An 18,746-nucleotide genomic window follows, 5' to 3' on the forward strand; every position below is an offset into this window, starting at 1 on the left:
ATAGGAAGAATTCACTTTCAATGTCAAATTATGAAATTTCCATTAAAATAAAGTAGTTTTTCGTCAATAATATAAAATATAAAAATAGCATTTCAGGAAATTTACGGTTGTAACCCGTTTCTCCTGAAATGCTATCTTATCTTTTTACCTTCTGCCTGTTATTGTCCGTTAATCCTCAGCTGTTCTCGTACAGATCTTTCCGTTCAGATGATAGAACTCCACGCATTTTGCATTGTTCTTCACATTTAAAACCTGATCCCTGATCGCTATGGATACCCCAGGGAATACATCTCTTGTCACACAGACCGTTGCATTCGCCCCATCTGAAATCATGCGCTCAAGCCGCTTCACTTCGCCCTCATCTCCTGCAAGTGTAGCCGTATTCTGGATTCTGGTACGCAAGAGTGCCACTCTTCTCGGATCTTCCTTATAGCTTACTCCGCGCTCCTTCTCCATCTCTTCGAACTTGGCAAGTCCCTGTTCGATCTTATCAAGTTCCATTTTGGTAATATCCATCTTCTTCTTCAGCAGATTCAGTCTTGAAATACAGTCCGCACTTACTCCAACGGTCACAGCTGTCCGCATCTCCGCTTCATTTCCGATCGTGGTAGCCCTGATTCCCTTGACTGCGCTGACATCTCCACCGATGATCTTCGCTGTTCTGCCCTGGATCAGAATAGATCCTCTGCACGCAACTGTGCAGTTGAGCAATACGTCTGCCTCCATATCTCCCTCTACCTGGATGACTGTATACTCAATAAACTTTGCATACAGATTTCCTTTGGTTCTGACATGTGCCTTGTTCCCTCCGACCATTCCACTTCTTAAAATGATATCCTTACCGGCTTCCAGATTACAGGCTTCCACGTTTCCATCAATCGTGATACTTCCGGTTGCCTTGATCGTAACTCCGGATTCCACACTGCCGTGGATCACAATATCTCCTGTAAAATCTATGCTTCCGGTAGTAAGATTCGCATCTCCGCTCACCTCATAGATTGGCTGGATCCTGATCTTATCATTCTCAATATCAATCTTCCCATCCATCAGCGAAAAATAGGTAAGGAAATCCTCACTTCGTCCAAAACCAGTTCCGCGAAGTGCTCCCTGTTCTCTGGCCACCTTTGCAGGAATCGGCTTTCCGGAAACTCCGGTTCCGTCTGTTCCCTGTACAGCCGGATGATATATTGCAATGACCTGATCCTTCTGAACCGACTGTACACTGTACATGGACCAGTAATCTACCGATCCGTCCGGCAGGATCTTTGGTTTTTTCTCAAGGTTCATATTCACCTTATATTCATAAAATCCATCCTGTCCCTCTACTGCCGGTACTCCTCTCGCCACCAGTACATCCTGTTCATATATCTCCTCATCGATGATTTTCTGAAGCTGTGCTTCATCGATTCCATAATTAATCTGGTTCACCCGCAATACATCATGCAGATATTCGATCGTATAATGTTCTCCTTCTTCTAATGCCGGAAGTCTGATCCATGCCTCTAAGTCTTTATTCACGGTCTTCACTTTTGGTGTAGAAATACTTGGTAATGCCATTCTTCCAACTCCCTTCTTCCTACAAAAAATCGTATATATACTATATAATACTCGTTTCCAGTCTTTTTTTCAAGCAAGTTTTCTGCTTTTTCGCACATTTTCGCTCTGTAATTTGTGCATGTTGAACAAACCAATGACACACCCTGCCATAAAAATAACCGTCCACGCCACCGGCTAGGGAGACTGGACGGTTATTGTTCTATTTCATCTGTGCAAGACGCTCTTTGACCTGAGCCATCATCTGCTCATAGCCTGCAAGCTTCTCTTTTTCTTCCTGCACTTTTGCTTCCGGAGCTTTGCTTAAGAATTTCTCATTGGAAAGCATTCCTTTGGAACGCGCAAGTTCTTTTTCAAGACGTGCCTGTTCTTTTAACAGACGTTCTTTTTCTTTTTCAAAGTCTACTAAATCTTCCAGTGGAAGGTAAAGTGTTGCTCCAGGAATTACAACGGAAACAGCATCCTCCTCGATTCCTGTCTTATCTGCCTGTACTGCGATCTCACTTGCACCTGCAAGGTTTACATAAACTTCTTTGTTTGATTCAAACGTGTCTCTGATTTTCGCATCGTCAGATACAATGAAAATCTTTGCTTTTCTTGATGGTGGAACATCCATTTCAGTACGGAGGTTGCGAACACCTTTTACAAGGTCTTTGCAGTGCTCTACCATCTCTTCCTCTGCTGCAAAGTTCCATTCTGCTTTGTATTCCGGCCATTTTGCGAGCATAATGGTGTCTTCTTCCGGGTGAAGCGTACAGAAGATTTCCTCTGTGATAAACGGCATAAATGGATGTAACAGCTTTAATGCCTCTGTCAGTACCGTCTTTAAGGTCCAGAATGCTGCATTTGCAGATGCCGGATCATTCTCTTTGTTATAGGTACGAACTTTTGTGATCTCGATGTACCAGTCACAGAATTCATCCCAGATAAAGTCATAAACTTTCTGTACGGCGATACCCATCTCGAATTTATCCATGTTCTCTGTCACATCTTTTGCAAGTGTGTTCACTCTGGATAAAATCCATTTGTCGGCTGCCTTTAATTCATCGAGAGCAGGGGTTTTGATCTCTGCGCCCTCTAAGTTCATCATGATGAAACGGGAAGCATTCCATACTTTATTGGCAAAGTTTCTGGAAGACTCTACTCTCTCCCAGTAGAAACGCATATCGTTACCAGGTGCATTGCCTGTGATCAGTGTCAGACGAAGTGCGTCAGCACCATATTTGTCAATAACCTCTAACGGATCGATACCGTTTCCAAGAGACTTACTCATCTTACGTCCCTGGGAGTCACGTACCAGACCGTGGAATAATACGGTATGGAATGGCGCTTTTCCCATCTGCTCGTAACCGGAGAAGATCATACGGATTACCCAGAAGAAGATAATATCATATCCGGTTACTAAAACATCATTTGGATAAAAGTAATCTAAGTCTTCTGTTTTTTCCGGCCAGCCAAGTGTTGAGAATGGCCATAAAGCAGAGGAGAACCAGGTATCTAAGGTATCCGGGTCCTGTGTCATATGGGTGCATCCACATTTCGGACACTTATGAGGTGCTTCTTTCGCAACTACCATCTCGCCACACTCATCACAGTAGTATGCCGGGATTCTGTGTCCCCACCATAACTGTCTGGAAATACACCAGTCACGGATATTGTCTGTCCAGTTGAAGTATGTCTTCTCCATACGTTTTGGAAGTAACTGGATCTCTCCGTTCTTAACGCCTTCAACGGCCGGTTTGATCATCTCATCCATCTTAACGAACCACTGCTGTTTGATCATTGGCTCAACTGTTGTGCCACAGCGGTCATGTGTACCTACGTTGTGGGAATGTGGAACAACTTTTACTAAAAGTCCTGCTTCCTCTAAATCTTTTACTAATGCTTTTCTGCACTCGTAGCGATCCATTCCCTCATATTTTCCTGCTAACTTGTTCATGGTTGCATCGTCATTGATGACAACGATTTCTTCCAGGTTGTGGCGTTTTCCAACCTCAAAGTCGTTCGGGTCATGGGCTGGTGTGATCTTCACACATCCGGTTCCAAACTCTTTGTCTACATATGGATCAGCGATCACCGGAATCTCACGGTCTGTCATCGGAAGTTTTAACATTTTTCCAACGATGTCTTTGTATCTCTCATCATCCGGGTTTACAGCAACAGCAGTATCTCCGAATAAAGTCTCCGGTCTTGTTGTTGCGATCTCAACGAATCTTCCTTCTTCACCAACTACCGGATAGTTGATGTGCCAGAAGAATCCATCCTGTTCTTCATGCTCTACCTCCGCATCGGAAATAGATGTCTTACACACCGGACACCAGTTTACGATACGGGAACCCTTGTAGATATATCCTTTTTCATATAATTTAATAAAAACTTCCTGTACGGCATCAGAACATCCTTTATCCATGGTAAAACGCTCTCTCTGCCAGTCAGCAGAAGATCCCATTTTCTTTAACTGGTTGATGATACGATTGCCGTATTCCTCTCTCCACTCCCAGCATTTCTCTAAGAAACCTTCTCTTCCGAGGTCTGCCTTATCGATTCCTTTTTCTTTTAAGGACTGGATCACTTTTACTTCGGTTGCAATGGAAGCATGGTCAGTTCCAGGCTGCCATAATGCATTGTAACCCTGCATTCTCTTGTAGCGGATCAAAATATCCTGCATGGTATTGTCTAATGCATGTCCCATATGAAGCTGTCCAGTAATGTTTGGTGGAGGCATCACAATCGTGAATGGTTTCTTGCTGCGGTCTACTTCTGCATGGAAGTAACCGTTGTCTTCCCATTTTTTATAAAGGCGTTCTTCAATGCCCTTTGGGTCATAGGTCTTTGCTAATTCCTTCATTTGTCTTTTCCTTTCTTTTTGCTTCGGCATTGCGAAACTCGAATTTACATTACGAACGTTGTGAAACCGTAACAAAATTTTCGAAAACACGCTTCCGCTACGTGTCGCTCGCAACGGTGCTAGCATGCCAGCCACAGCTAGCGCTATGACTGCCAAGCAAGAACCGGCGGCTCCCCAGTGTCTTCTCAAGCTTTCGTTACATTTCCACAACTCAATTCATATTTTCTACGAGTTTCGAAATTGCCTAACTAATTAATTCATCTTTTCTCCCGACGTGCACACTCGAGAGCAAGCGTGCAAAAAAGCCCTTCACATCCTTACGGATGCAAAGGGCGTGTCAACGCGGTACCACCTTTGTTATGTTGTAAAAACAACATATCTCTGCCGGCTCATTCCTAAGCCACTGTCCGGTAACGGGGACAACTCGTTCTCGCTTACTTCTGACTGCTTCTGGCGATATACGAAAATTTTCTCCGCATGATCAACTTGCAAGTTCTGCCACTTATCTGCAACAGACAGGTTCAGCGCGACGGTTCAAAAGCTACCTTCCACACAACATGTTCTGGTGACATCTCTCAGCCGGTGAATGTCATTCTCTTTCAGGTGTCTGTGTGTACTCCTCTTTCTCATCACCTTTTTATATCTTTTTTCATCATAAAAGCTAAAGTGGCATTTGTCAACTGATTTTTTACACGTGATCTTTGATCAGTTTTTACATGTGATCTTTGATCAGTGAAACAATTCCTACAATTGCAAGTACGATCAGCGCTGCATATGCCAGACCACTCACAAATAATCCAATAATGACTAATGGCAAAAATACAATATTAACAATAATCTTGGTAATGCTCCATGTTGCCTTGATTGCAAAAACAAGCAGTTTTCCAAAAACGCCCAGCATTAGCACGATAAATAAAAATGTTAACATATTCATTCCTTCTTCCTATCCTAATAATTTCAACAGATTCTGATAGACATATTCTCTCAGAAAATCTGCCTCCAGGTCAAGTTCGATTTTTTTCTCTGCTGCGATGCGGTACATAAAATAGACCGAAAGCTGGGTTTCGACCGCGGCTCTTCGCAGGAAAACATTCTCCTCCCGGATCAGACCTTCGCGGACACCCTCCTCCACAATGCAGTCGATAATCTCGTTTTTCTCCTTATCACAGCACTGCTGTTTCATACGCTCATACTCATCTTTCAGATTCTTTGGTATCTCGTATGATTCCAATACCATTTTTATCAGGAAAAAGACACCCTGCTTTTCTTTTACATGCTCATCAATAAAATCCATGACCTCATTAATTTTCTGTTGAAACGTTCTGTTATCTGTAGAAATTACCTGCAGTTTTTCAAAGCACACTTTCACATAATATAAAATTGCAGAAGAGATTATCTCTTCCTTTGAAGAAAAATATTCGTATGCCGTTCCTTTTCCAATGCCTGCCCGGCCTGTGATATCAGCTACTTTTAAAGTGTTGATATCACAGCCTTCATTAATGAACTCAATGACTGCCTGATACAGGGCAAGCACTTTCTGTGGTGGATCGTGGATCAGTTTCTGCTCATCCATTATAAGTCCTCCTCGACCATGCTCTTATTGCGGTTGAATGCATCATAAATACATGGAACAACGATCAGAGTTAACAGTGTACCATATAACAAACCGCCAACCGTTACGATCGCCATTGGCTGCATCATTTCTGAACCTTCTCCAAGTCCGACTGCCATCGTGGACATGGACAGGATCGTGGTGAGTGCAGTCATAAGAATCGGACGAAGCCTTGTTTTTCCGGATTCGATAATGGCATCTTTTTTTTCCATTCCGCCACGGCGGAGCTGGTTGATAAAGTCTACCATAACGATACCGTTATTTACGATAATTCCGGCGAGCATGACAAATCCGATCATTGCCACAACGCTGACTTCGTTACCGGTAAAGTAAAGTGCGAACAGACCGCCTGTAAATGCCAGCGGAATCGTAAACATAATGATAAACGGCGACAACAGCGACTGGAACTGTGCTACCATGACCAGGTAAATGAAGATTACCGCCAAAAGAAGCATCAGATACAACTGATTCATCGCATCTGCGATCATCTCATCCTCACCTGCCATCTCAATGGAGTATCCTTCCGGCAGATTGATCTTATCTAACTCTTTCTGGATTTCATTACTCAGCAGACTGACATTATGGTCATCATCCACTCCTGCGGTCACACTGATATATCTGGTCTGCGCATCACGGTTGATCGTTCCTAATGTGTAACCTTCCTCAAACTGTGCAATATCAGAAAGCGCTGTTTCTGTCTCGTTTCCTTCTCTGTCTGTATAGGTAAAGGTCAGTTTTTTGATATCATCCAATGTAACATCGGACTGCTCCTCGCTCTGTACATAAACCTGATAATCATTTACATCGGTAGAGATTGTCGTTGCAGATGTTGAGGATGCCATCTCACCGTAAACAAGCTGGAATACCTGTGCAACGGTCATGCCGTATTTCGCAGCTTTTTCCTTGTCTACAGAAATGGTGAAAGACGGTGTCGTATTGTCAAGTCCATCATCCACATCCACAGTTCCCTCGGTGTTCTCTACTACTTTTGCAACTTCTCCTGCAAGTTCCTGCAGTTTATCGAGATCATTTCCTTTTACATTGATCGTCAGTCCACTTCCCATTAACGCTGTCATATCGGAAGCTGAAGTATCGGTTGTCACCTCACAGTCCATATCTTTGGTCAGTTCATCCAACTGTGCGGTCACATCTGCGCTGCTCACTTCAGATTCTTCATCCAGAATCATATACATGGAAATACTGTCTGTAGAACTGCTTCCCATCATGGAAAGAGCACTTCCGCCTGCCATGGCACCAATGGTCTCAATGCCATCGATCGTCAATGCTTTTTCCACGACTTCATCTGCCATTTCTGTCAGTTCGTCAAACGTTAGTGTCTGATCCTCTTTTGCTGAAATCGTCGCACTGATCTGGTTCGTTTCCATATTCATATCCATGAAAGAATATCCTCTGGAAAATGCTGCCACAACACTTGTTCCAAGCAGTACGATCACCGCGATAAATACGACCGGCTTGAAACGCAGACATACCGCTAAAATTTTTCCATAAGAATCTTTTACTTTGTCAAAGAAATTATGCCTGATCTCTTTTGTATTTTTTAATAATCCTGCTGCCATCATCGGCACGAAAGTCAATGCCATAAGAAGACTGGCTGCAAGCGTAAATGCAATTGTCAGTGCAATATCCACAAATAACTGTCTTGTGATACCCTCTGTAAAAATAATCGGTGCAAATACACAGACGGTTGTAAGTGTGGATGCTATGATTGCTCCTGTCACCTGTGAAGCACCTTCCACGGCTGCTTTCCGGATGGAATATCCCTCTCCCCGCAATCGATAGATGTTCTCGATCACGACAATGGAGTTATCCACCAACATACCAATTCCGAGTGCCAGCCCCGACAGCGAAATGATGTTTAACGTAATATGCGTAAAGTACATCAGTACCACTGCAAAAACAACACTGAGCGGAATGGAACATGCTATTACAAGTGTAGGTCTCATATCTTTTAAGAATAATAACAATACAATAATTGCAAGGATGGCTCCCACGATCATGTTTTCTACGACTGATTTCACGATCATGTCAATGTAAATACCCTGATTCATGAGAACGCTCAAATGTAAATCTGTATTTTCTTTTTCCAGGCTGTCAAATTTATCCAATAACCGGTCTGTCACATCTCCGGTGGAATAGCCGGTCTGCTTTTCAATCGAAAGCATCACCGCCGGATTTCCATTTACTTTGGAATAGGAATCTCCGGAATTGTCAATGTATTCGATATCTGCCACATCTGACAGTCTGATCGGCTCGATACCATCCATACCAAGATCCATCAGAACGAGATTTTCAAGATCAGCTTTGGATGTCACCTCATCTCCGACTCGCACCAGATACTGCTCATTCCCCTCTGTCACATAACCTGCCGGCATGGAGAAGTTCTGCGCTGTCAGAAGATTTTTTAAGGTATCCATTGTGAGGATCGTGTTCAGATCCGCTGAATCTTTTGCCTGTTCTTTTGCATCATCTAACTGGCTCTGTCCCTCTTCGATCTTATTTGCTGCAACAGCAAGATCCGCATATCCCTTGCTCATCTCCATGATACCGGATATCTGGGATTCATTTAAAGTCACTAATGCGTCATCTAAAGACGTTTTACCGTCTGCCACCTGTGTCTGGGCAGACTCGATCGTCGCAATTCCCGTCGCAATCTGCGTCTTGCTCTCACTTAATTTTGAGATTGCAGCAGGAATGTCTTTGTAAGAAGTCAACGTCACGCCTGCATCTGCAAAAGAGGATGCCTGACTCGTCAGCATCACATTGATATCATCCAGTTTGGACTGTAATGTCACGATCTGGCTGGCAATGTCACTCTCACTTGTATAGGAAGTCCCTGCCTGTGCATTGATCTGGGCAATGGCTGTGGATTCCATGTATGCGATGAAATCGGATTCACTGGCCGCATTTTTATATGCTTCTAACATTTTAGGATCTGCCTGTAAAGTTGAAATCACTGTTTTCAACTGATTCGCCTGTTCCTGTGTCATCTGACCATATTGAACCGCTGCTGCAAGCGCTTCCTCCACTGTCATGTCTGCACCTGTCATTGGATTTTTTGCTGTTAAAATTGCCATTACACCATTGTGCGCCTGATATAACTGCTTTGCCCCACTCTTCGCCTGGCTGACACCGTCTTTTGCTTTCTGTAAACCGTCAATCGCGCTCTGTAACTGCGTTGCTCCATCATAAGCTGACTGTAACGACTTGATTGCACCATCCATGGACGACTGTGATTTCTGAAGATCTGATAATTGTGTGGTCAGATCTGCTTCGGTGTTAAACAGTTGGATTTTATTATTAATGATCTCATTTTCACCTGCTCCGAGCTGGCTTCCCATCTCTTTTTCACCATCGGAAAGCTTCTTTTTCCCACTGTCGATCTGGGAAGATGCCTTGTCTAACTCTGCCTGTGCATCTGTAAACTGGGCATCTATTTTGCTTAAAATCTGTTCGTTTAAAGCATCTATTTTTTCCTGATTCATGGTTACCTGAAGGTCCGTATCCAGCACACCTGTTGCCGTCACAGATGCCACACCCTCGATACTCTCAAACAGCGGTAATAATTCATTGTCCACATAATCAGATACCTCTGCCTGATCCATTCCATCCACATCTGCGGATGCGATCATGACCGGCATCATATCCGGATCGATCTGCATAATGATTGGTGTGCCCACTGAATCCGGAAATTGTCCGGTCAACTGATCCAGCTGCTGCTGGATCTCAATCATGGCAGAATCCATGTTTGTGCTCTGTTCATACTCCAAAACAACCATAGAATAGTTATCATAGGACATGGAACTTACATTATTAATATTGGAAGTCGTCGCCATTGCCGCTTCGATCGGCGATGTCACATCTTTTTCCACTTCCTCCGGACTTGCCCCCACATCTGTTGTGACAACGATCACATACGGCAGATTCATTGCCGGCAGCAGATCTGTTGTCATCCTCGTCAGCGAAACAACTCCTAAAACGATCACCAGTACAACAGCCACTAACACTGTGTACGGACGTTTTACACTATACTTTGGAATCATTCTCTTACCTCCTGAAACATGATATATCTGATTGGCTGCTGTATTCCTGCAAGCCAGAACTGACCAGTCGGTCGGCAATCATCAGTTTACTCCTCTCTCATCAAAATGCAAGGAAAATCGGACAGAATTTAGAATTATTTTAGAAATGGAACAAAATTTCCTATTTACGCAAAAATGGAGTACCTATCGGTACTCCATCCCACGAGACTGTATCTTTCCAATATATAATAACAGAGGCTTTACTCTTTTTTGTTTATGACTGTTGTTCTACCAATTTCTGTATTGCCTGCTGCTCTGCTTCCGGCATCAGCTTTGATACCTCGATCAGAACGATCAGTTCTTTTGCATAGGAAGCAACCTCATCAAAACAATTTTCTACTGCTTTCATAATGACTGGCATGGAAATAACCTTCTCATCCGGGACATCAATAATCTCATCCACGTTTCCAACCTCAAGCCCAATCTTTGTACCATTCATGGATGCAACGATGATATTGTTGATTTCCTGTTCCGGATAATGAAACTGTTCTGCCAGACTGTACACTGCAATAACTTCTCCGTGCAGATTCATGATCCCATGAACCTGTGGCAGTGAATTTGGAATATTCACCACATTCATTCTTGTTTCAATGGATTCCACATCATTGACAGGAATACCAAACTTCACTCCATTTAACAAAAATGTAAGTAACTGCATTATAATCTCTGTCTCCTTTCTTATGATTCGATCTCGGGACATTTCGCAGTATCCATAAGACCTGCAAAAAGGGGACTGGCACAAAAGTACCGCCCCACTATTCTGTTCTCACCCTATTCTATTCATCTTCACCGTCTTCATCATCAACGATCGCTGCTGCCGCACCTGCCACAGATGAAACAACCGCTATCACAACAACGATGACTACCAAAAGTAATAAAATTCCCATGAAAACTAAAAAACCGCCTTCTGTCATGTCTTCCTCCGTTCTGAAAGGATTGTGCAGATTCACTTCTCAACCATTTCTTTTTTTCCAAAATCTGTGCTTATTATAGCACATTAGCAACTGGAAAAAAAGAGCCTATGTTTGATTATTTCAGACAATTTTTCTGATGTTTTTTAATATTGTAATCTTTTTCTGCTACATCAAAGGAGAACCGCCGTGATATGGGGAATCACGGCGGTTCTCAGGGAAGGTTTTTTCATTTGTAGCTATATTCTAATTTATCCTTTTACACTGCCGAGGGCAACACCCTGTACGATGTGTCTGGATAAGATCAGATAAATGATAATAACTGGGAAGATAGAAAATGCGATCATCACATAAACCTGACCCATATCAAACTTCAGCCAGTCAGCTGCACGAAGCTGTGCGATTAAGATTGGCAGTGTCTTTTTCTTGTCATTGTGTAAGATCAAAGCCGGTACAAAATAATTATTCCAACTGCTTACAAATGTAAAGATTGCCTGTACTGCAATGGCAGGTTTCATTAATGGAAGTACAATATTGTTAAATGTATGGAACTCACCGGAACCATCAATTCTGGCTGCCTCGATCAGAGATACCGGCAATGTACTTTCCATGTACTGTTTCATGTAAAAGAATGTGACCGGTGCAGCGATCGTTGGGACGATCAAAGGGATAAATGTATCTTCCATTTTTAATGTACCGACTAATTTTACAAATCCAAGTGCAGTTACCTGTGTAGGGATCATCATAACTGCTAAGATAAATGCATAGATGTATTTTTTCAGTTTAAAATCATATGCATGGATCGCATAAGCTGTCATGGTTGAAAAATAAGTACATAACGCTGCTGACAGTACCGATACGATCAGACTGTTTATCATACCCTGCCATACCGGAAGTGTTCCGTGTACCAGATTGTTCCAGTTTTCCAGCAGATGTGTGCTTGGCAGTGGTGTAAATCCGGCCTGCAGTTCACCGTTCGATCTGGTCGCGTTAATGAACAGCACATAGAACCAGAACAGGCAGGCAAATGTAACAAGAATCAGGACTATATAAGCGATAAATCTTCTTGCATGGATTCCAAGTCCTTTTTTCAGATTTTTATTTTCGTTCATAATAACACCTCACCTTTCTATTCTACTCATGCTTTTCTCTTATCGTTTCCAGTTACCTTAAAGACAATAAGACTTAAAATTGCGGTGATGATGAACAGGATTACGGATACTGCACCAGCCATTCCGTAGTTCTTGCTGTACAGATGTTTATTTAAGAACATGATCAATGTCATGGTCGATCTCATTGGATCACCGGTACCATTGGTCAAAATCTGTGGTACATCGAATAACTGTAATCCACCGATCAGCGATGTGATCACAACATATACTAAAATCGGCCGGAGCAGCGGTAATGTAATTTTGTAGAATACCTGTGTGGAAGTTGCTCCATCCACCTCTGCCGCTTCAAATAGGGAAGTATCGATACCCATCATGCCTGCCATTAAAAGAATGGTCGTATTACCAAACCACATCAGACAGTTCATAAGGGCGATCAGTCCTCTCGCACTTCCTGTGTTTGCCAGAAACTTATATGGCTCTGAAATGATTCCGATCTGCATTAAAATCGAGTTGATCGGTCCACCATCTGAGAACAGTGTAAAGAACAACATGGAAAATGCGGATGCCATGATCAGGTTTGGCAGATAGATCACGGTCTTGAAAAATCTGCTTCCTTTTAATTTCAAACGCACGTCAGAAAACCATGCACCTAACAGTAATGACAAAATAATCTGTGGCACAAAACACATGATCCATAAAATCATGGTATTCTTTGCGTAAATCCAGATATCGCCCTGTGTAAACAGCGTTTTGTAGTTCTCCAGTCCCACAAAGTTTGGTCCGATCTGTGTCAGACCTGATAAATAATTTTCAAAAAAGCTGTTATAAATGGTATTAAACAGTGGTATAAGCTGGAATACAACATACACCAGAATAAAAGGAATCAGAAAAATGTAACCCCATTTGTTATATCTGACTGCTTTACTGCTTTTCTTCTTCATAACGCCTCTTGCCCCCTTCTTTTTATTTTTCACAGAGTTCACAGCATCCCTTCACGGACATCTTTTTGTGCAAATCTGCTGTCAGCTCTGCGCTTTACGCCGCTGACTGCTTTCTCTCCGTCCGGAGATAGATATAAAGATAGCCGCACCCGCCGGTCTGGCAGGCGCGGCTTATTATTTTAGTATGTTAAGTCCGGATATTTCTCAACAACTGCTTTGTAGAATAAGTCAAGTGCATCATCAAGTGAAGCATTGCCTTCAAAGTAGTTCTTCATTGCGTTCTGGAACTCTTCGTTACATCCCTGATCGTATGCAGAAAGGTTACTTAAATCAAGTTTTTCTACACTTGCACAGTACATAGCCAATGGGTTCTGTCCGCCTAATACTTTACTCTGGTAGCTTGTATCTGCTGCCATTGCTTCCATAGCTGGTTTATTGTTAACGAAATCATCATCTTTTACTACGATATCTTTCATGATTGTCTCATCTGTTGTCATCTTTAAGATGATATCTTTTACGAGACCTGCGTTATCTGTACCTGTTGCTCCACAGATCCATGTACCGCCCCAATAGAAGCCCTGAGGTCCTGGTGTAGCGCCCCATCCACCGTTGTAACCGATAGATCCTTCGGTGTCAGCTGCCATAGAGAAGTTCACGAACCATGCTGGTCCAAAGTAGCAGAATACTTTTCCTTCCGGATAGAAGCCTTTCTTCCAGTCATCACTCCAAAGTTCATATGTTTCTGTCTCGCCTGCATCATAAAGTTCTTTTGAGTCAGATACCCATTTCATAATGTTATCATCAATATTGATCTTGCCATCTTCTACCCACTTAGAAGTAACGTTGTTAGAATATACACGGTAAGTATCATTGACGGAAGATGTCATCTTATATCCGGCAGCTTTCATTGTCTCTGCTGTATCATTGAATGTATCCCAGTCAGAAACATATTTCTGAACTTCGTCAGGATCATCTGTTCCAAGAACCTCTTTTGCTGCATCACGGTTATAGAATAATACACCCGGGCAGCCCTGCCATGAAACACCTTTTAATACGCCGTTAGAATCTGTAACGATATCTTTTGTATACTGATACTGATTTGCAAGATCTGCATCTGTGATTCCAAGATCTGCGACTGGCATTGTGTAATCTGTATCAACATATTTCAATGCGTAGTCTGCTTCTACTAAGAATAAATCAATCTTGTCATCGGCTGCTGCTGATTCCTGTTTTAATAATGTCGCATCCAGATTGTTCTGATATGCGTTGTCATCGTTTGGTGTGATATTCCATTTTACGGTAACATCCCCAATCTTACCTGATGTAGCATCCACTTCCTCATATCCAGGATAGTGATCTGTCAGACGGCTCTTAAACTCTTCATTCCAGCAATAAATGTTAAGAACTTTTCCCTCATCACCTGTTGTATCTGTCTCCGCTGCATCAAATCCAGATTCTGTTGCCGGTGCTGCTGCACCTGAGTTGCTGTTGTCTGTGGATGTTGTGTCTGATGATCCACCACATCCTGCTACCATAGTTGCTACCATGGATGCACATAATAATGCGCTAATGATTTTCTTTTTCATAGAAAACCCTCCTCCTTAATTTTTTGGCTTCCGCCTTGTTTGCATTGTTATTTTTGTTCCGGAATCTTTCCTACCGATTGTCCCGGTATGAGGATTCCTTCTATAACGACTCTCTCTATGAGAGTTGTTTTTGGTTTTTCAATGGATCCGATCAGCCGTTTTGCAGCCTCTCTGCCAATCTCTTCTGTGTCCTGCTTAATTGTGGTAAGCTTCGGATGCAAAAGCTGTGACATCCTTGTTCCGTCGTATCCTGCTACCGAAATGTCTTTTGGTATCCGAAGTCCCATCTCTATAATGACATTTCTTCCACCGATCAGTGCGGTGTCATCAGGATAAATGATACAGGTTGGCGGATTTTCCAAATTCAGAAGTTCCTTCGTCTGTTTTGCCGCTTCCCTTGTCTCCAGGTAATCTGCTGTGCGGATGTACTCATCCGGGACTTCCAGCTTCAGTTCATCCATTGTCCGGTAAAAACTGGTCAACCGGTCTTTGGTAACTGCCGAACCATTCTGCTGTCCGTGGATGTAAGCGATCCTCCTGTGTCCCTGAGAATAAATATATCTGACCAGATCTTCCATGCCCTGAATGTTGTTCGAGCTGACCGCCGTGCAGTTGTGATGCAGGTAGTCGATGGTAACAACCGGTACTTCGCTATTCATCAGTTCCATGACGCCAGCGTCGTTAAAATCCGCACACACAATTGCAACTCCTTCAAAATTCCGGTATTTGCAATGTTCCAGATAAGACATCTTCCGGTTTTCAAAACAGGTATTGATAAATGTAATGTCATAACCCTGCTTCTCCGCCTGAACTTTCAGACCATTTAATACTCCTGAAAAATATTCATGCTGTAAACCACTTCCTGCTTCCTCTTCAAATAGAACTCCGAGGTTGTATGAATGGTTGGTCTTAAGTGATCTTGCTGCTGCATTCGGAAAATATCCTAATTGCTCTGCTACCGTCCGGATACGACTCTTTGTCTCTTCACTGATATCTTTTTGATCATTTAATGCCTTACTGACGGTGGCAGTTGATACTCCACACTTTTCGGCAATTGTTTTTAAAGATACCATTGAATCCTCCAGGTACTTCTTCCAGACTTTATTATGTATGACCTGTTGTCTTGCTGCTTAAGTCTTTCGAAGTTTTTACTTAATCGTTTTCGCATCTTTAATATAGCTCTTATGCAAACGGATTGCAATACTTTTTTGACATTTCGGCTAATTTTACATTTTTTTCTCTGATTTTTTGTGCATTTTTTATGATTACTTATGTTTTTTAACCGTTTGCGCAGCAAAGTCTTATACGTTTTCGTATTTTAAGTTTAATCATCCAGCTTAACCCTCTTTTGTTGCTTTCTTCCATATTAGGCTGTAATTTTTGTTGAAAGTGCTGTTTTTGCTTATTTTAAAGGATTTTTTGTTGATTTTTTATAATTCTGCAAGATATAATTTTAGATAAGGAATATTTACTTAATCGTTTTCGTTAAGTAATATGCAAAACAAGGAGGCTAAATCCTCTCCTCGTTCAGAGGAACTCGGATTTTGCTTCGCAAAACAAGGAGGATTTATATGAAATTCGGATATTTCGATGATAATGCAAAAGAGTATGTCATCACTTCCCCAAAAACACCACTGCCTTGGATTAATTACCTCGGCTGTGAAGATTTCTTTTCATTAGTTTCAAACACATGCGGCGGCTACAGCTTTTATAAAGATGCAAAGCTGTTACGTCTTACCAGATACCGTTACAACAATGTTCCCGGAGACAGCAACGGACATTACTACTATATTAAAGAAGGAAATACCATCTGGAATCCGGGCTGGATGCCAACCAAGACTGATCTGGATTCCTATGAATGTCATCACGGTATCGGTTATTCCATTTTTAAAGGAAACAAAAATGATCTTGCCGCAGAGCTGACAGACTTCGTTCCGATTGGAAGCACCTGCGAGATCAATAAGCTGACCATGACCAACCACAGTAAAGAAGAAAAACATTTTTCCATTTTTTCTTATGTAGAGTTCTGTCTCTGGAATGCAATGGACGATATGACAAACTTCCAGCGTAACTACTCCATCGGCGAGGTTGAAATCCATGGTTCCGCCATCTATCATAAAACCGAGTACCGGGAAAGAAGAAACCATTACGCTGTTTACTCCGTCAATGCTCCAATTGCCGGATTTGATACAAGTCGTGATGCATTTCTTGGTGCGTACGGTGAAAATTCGGCTCCTGACGTTGTCGTATCCGGCTCCTGCAAAAATTCTGTTGCAAGCGGCTGGGCTCCGGTCGGCAGCCATCAGTTAGATGTAACCCTTGCTCCGGGCGAATCCAGAACTTATGTATTTGTTCTCGGTTATGTGGAGAATCTGGCAGCAGAAAAATGGGTTGGCAGACCGGAAGATGGTATCATCAACCGCACTCCTGCTGAAAAATTATTAGAAAAATTCAACACAACAGAAAAAGCAGACCAGGCACTTGCTGATCTGAAAGCTTACTGGGAAAAACTGCTCAGCCATTTTACTGTTTCTTCCAAAGAGGAAAAGCTTGACCGCATGGTAAACATCTGGCATCAGTATCAGTGTATGGTAACCTTTAATATGAGCCGTTCTGCTTCCTATTACGAATCCGGCATCGGACGTGGAATGGGATTCCGTGATTCCTGTCAGGATCTTTTGGGCTTTGTTCATCTGATTCCAGACCGCGCACGTCAGAGAATTTTAGATATCGCTTCCACACAGTTTGAAGATGGAAGCGCTTATCATCAGTACCAGCCACTTACAAAAAAAGGAAACTCGGACATTGGAAGCGGTTTTAACGATGATCCACTGTGGCTTATTGCCGGAACTGCCGCCTATATCAAAGAAACCGGCGACTACTCCATTCTGGATGAGCGCACACCTTATGATAATGATGATTCCAAAGCAACGGATCTTATGGAACACTTACGCAGATCCTTCCACTATACCATGGAACACCGTGGTCCACACAAACTTCCGCTGATCGGACGTGCTGACTGGAATGACTGTCTGAACTTAAACTGCTTCTCTACAGAGCCAGGCGAATCGTTCCAGACCTTTGGTCCATCGGAAGGGCCTAATGCAGAATCTGTTTTTATTGCCGGAATGTTTGTCCGCTATGGAAAAGATTACGTGGAAATCTGCAGACACCGTGGCATGGCTGAGGAGGCTGCGCTTGCAGAAGAAGCCATTGCAGATATGGAAAAAACAGTTTTGGATGCCGGCTGGGACGGAGAGTGGTTCCTGCGTGCATACGATCATTATAAAAATAAAATCGGATCCAAAGAATGCGAAGATGGCAAGATTTACATTGAGCCACAGGGCTTCTGTGTCATGGCAGAGATTGGCTTAAAAGAAGGCAACTGCTTAAAAGCAATGGAATCTGTTGAAAAATATCTGGATACCAAATACGGTATTGTATTATTGCAGCCACCTTATCACAGATATCATGTTGAGCTCGGTGAAATCTCTTCTTATCCACCAGGATACAAAGAGAATGCCGGTATTTTCTGTCACAACAACCCATGGATCTCCATTGCAGAAACTGTTGTTGGCCGTGGAAACCGTGCATGGCAGGTCTACACAAGAACCTGTCCGGCATATATCGAAGATATCAGTGAAATTCATCGCACAGAGCCATATGTATACTCCCAGATGATTGCCGGTAAAGACGCTCCAAACTTCGGAGAGGCAAAAAATAGCTGGCTGACCGGTACTGCTGCATGGACATTCTTAAATGCTTCCCAGTATATCCTCGGTATCCGCCCTGATTATGATGGTTTGATCGTAGATCCTTGTATTCCTTCCTTTATGGACGGCTTCACCGCAAAACGTGATTTCCGTGGCACGACTTACCACATTGAGGTTGAAAACCCGAATCATGTAGAAAAAGGTATTGCTTCCGTTACCGTGGATGGCAATGCAATTGAGGGAAATCTTATCCCTGTGGACGCTAGCAAAAAAGAGGTTCACGTTAAGATTATTATGGGATAACTAGAACAAGTCAATATTATTGGCTATTATAACGAAAAATCGTACAGACGAAATATGATATTCCTG

The 18,746-nt window shown here is 42.6% G+C and carries 12 protein-coding genes; 1 reads left to right on the forward strand and 11 read right to left on the reverse strand.

The window, feature by feature from the left end; translation table 11 throughout:
- Window positions 1-168: 168 nt before the first annotated feature.
- The 11 genes from ROSEINA2194_RS10845 to ROSEINA2194_RS10890 form a co-directional block, all read right to left on the reverse strand.
- Complete coding sequence (locus tag ROSEINA2194_RS10845; RefSeq protein WP_007886737.1) at window positions 169-1,557, reverse strand: flagellar assembly protein A; 1,389 nt, start codon at window positions 1,555-1,557, stop codon at window positions 169-171.
- A gap of 199 nt (window positions 1,558-1,756) precedes the next feature.
- Window positions 1,757-4,402 carry a valine--tRNA ligase gene (locus ROSEINA2194_RS10850; RefSeq protein ID WP_044927684.1) on the reverse strand — a complete coding sequence of 882 codons (2,646 nt, stop codon included), beginning with the start codon at window positions 4,400-4,402 and terminating at the stop codon, window positions 1,757-1,759.
- A 712-nt stretch (window positions 4,403-5,114) separates the two neighbouring features.
- Window positions 5,115-5,336, reverse strand: a complete 222-nt coding sequence (locus ROSEINA2194_RS10855; protein WP_007886740.1) for a hypothetical protein — start codon at window positions 5,334-5,336, stop codon at window positions 5,115-5,117.
- 9 nt (window positions 5,337-5,345) lie between these two features.
- Window positions 5,346-5,975, reverse strand: coding sequence for a TetR/AcrR family transcriptional regulator (locus ROSEINA2194_RS10860; RefSeq protein ID WP_007886741.1), 630 nt, complete (start codon window positions 5,973-5,975; stop codon window positions 5,346-5,348).
- Window positions 5,975-10,075, reverse strand: coding sequence for an efflux RND transporter permease subunit (locus ROSEINA2194_RS10865; RefSeq protein ID WP_007886744.1), 4,101 nt, complete (start codon window positions 10,073-10,075; stop codon window positions 5,975-5,977). The genes ROSEINA2194_RS10860 and ROSEINA2194_RS10865 overlap by 1 nt, the downstream gene beginning before the upstream one ends.
- Before the next feature lie 253 nt (window positions 10,076-10,328).
- Window positions 10,329-10,772, reverse strand: a complete 444-nt coding sequence (locus tag ROSEINA2194_RS10870) for a chemotaxis protein CheW (protein WP_021924075.1) — start codon at window positions 10,770-10,772, stop codon at window positions 10,329-10,331.
- Window positions 10,773-10,890: 118 nt separating this feature from the next.
- Window positions 10,891-11,028 (reverse strand): hypothetical protein, encoded by a 138-nt coding sequence (locus ROSEINA2194_RS21140; RefSeq protein ID WP_172727098.1) that lies wholly within the window; start codon window positions 11,026-11,028, stop codon window positions 10,891-10,893.
- A gap of 248 nt (window positions 11,029-11,276) precedes the next feature.
- The gene (locus ROSEINA2194_RS10875; protein ID WP_007886750.1) at window positions 11,277-12,137 is read right to left on the reverse strand and encodes a carbohydrate ABC transporter permease; all 861 of its coding nucleotides are present in this window, start codon (window positions 12,135-12,137) and stop codon (window positions 11,277-11,279) included.
- A 26-nt stretch (window positions 12,138-12,163) separates the two neighbouring features.
- Window positions 12,164-13,078 carry a carbohydrate ABC transporter permease gene (locus tag ROSEINA2194_RS10880; RefSeq protein WP_021924078.1) on the reverse strand — a complete coding sequence of 305 codons (915 nt, stop codon included), beginning with the start codon at window positions 13,076-13,078 and terminating at the stop codon, window positions 12,164-12,166.
- A gap of 179 nt (window positions 13,079-13,257) precedes the next feature.
- A complete protein-coding gene (locus ROSEINA2194_RS10885) occupies window positions 13,258-14,664 on the reverse strand; it encodes a hypothetical protein (RefSeq protein ID WP_007886754.1) in 1,407 nt (468 codons plus the stop codon).
- A gap of 47 nt (window positions 14,665-14,711) precedes the next feature.
- Window positions 14,712-15,737 (reverse strand): LacI family DNA-binding transcriptional regulator, encoded by a 1,026-nt coding sequence (locus ROSEINA2194_RS10890; RefSeq protein ID WP_007886755.1) that lies wholly within the window; start codon window positions 15,735-15,737, stop codon window positions 14,712-14,714.
- 498 nt (window positions 15,738-16,235) lie between these two features.
- On the opposite strand from ROSEINA2194_RS10890, the gene ROSEINA2194_RS10895 reads away from it, so the two are divergent.
- The gene (locus tag ROSEINA2194_RS10895) at window positions 16,236-18,680 is read left to right on the forward strand and encodes a glycoside hydrolase family 94 protein (RefSeq protein ID WP_007886762.1); all 2,445 of its coding nucleotides are present in this window, start codon (window positions 16,236-16,238) and stop codon (window positions 18,678-18,680) included.
- The last annotated feature ends 66 nt before the right edge of the window (window positions 18,681-18,746 follow it).

Source organism: Roseburia inulinivorans DSM 16841, assembly GCF_000174195.1.
Classification (GTDB): Bacteria; Bacillota; Clostridia; order Lachnospirales; family Lachnospiraceae; genus Roseburia; species Roseburia inulinivorans.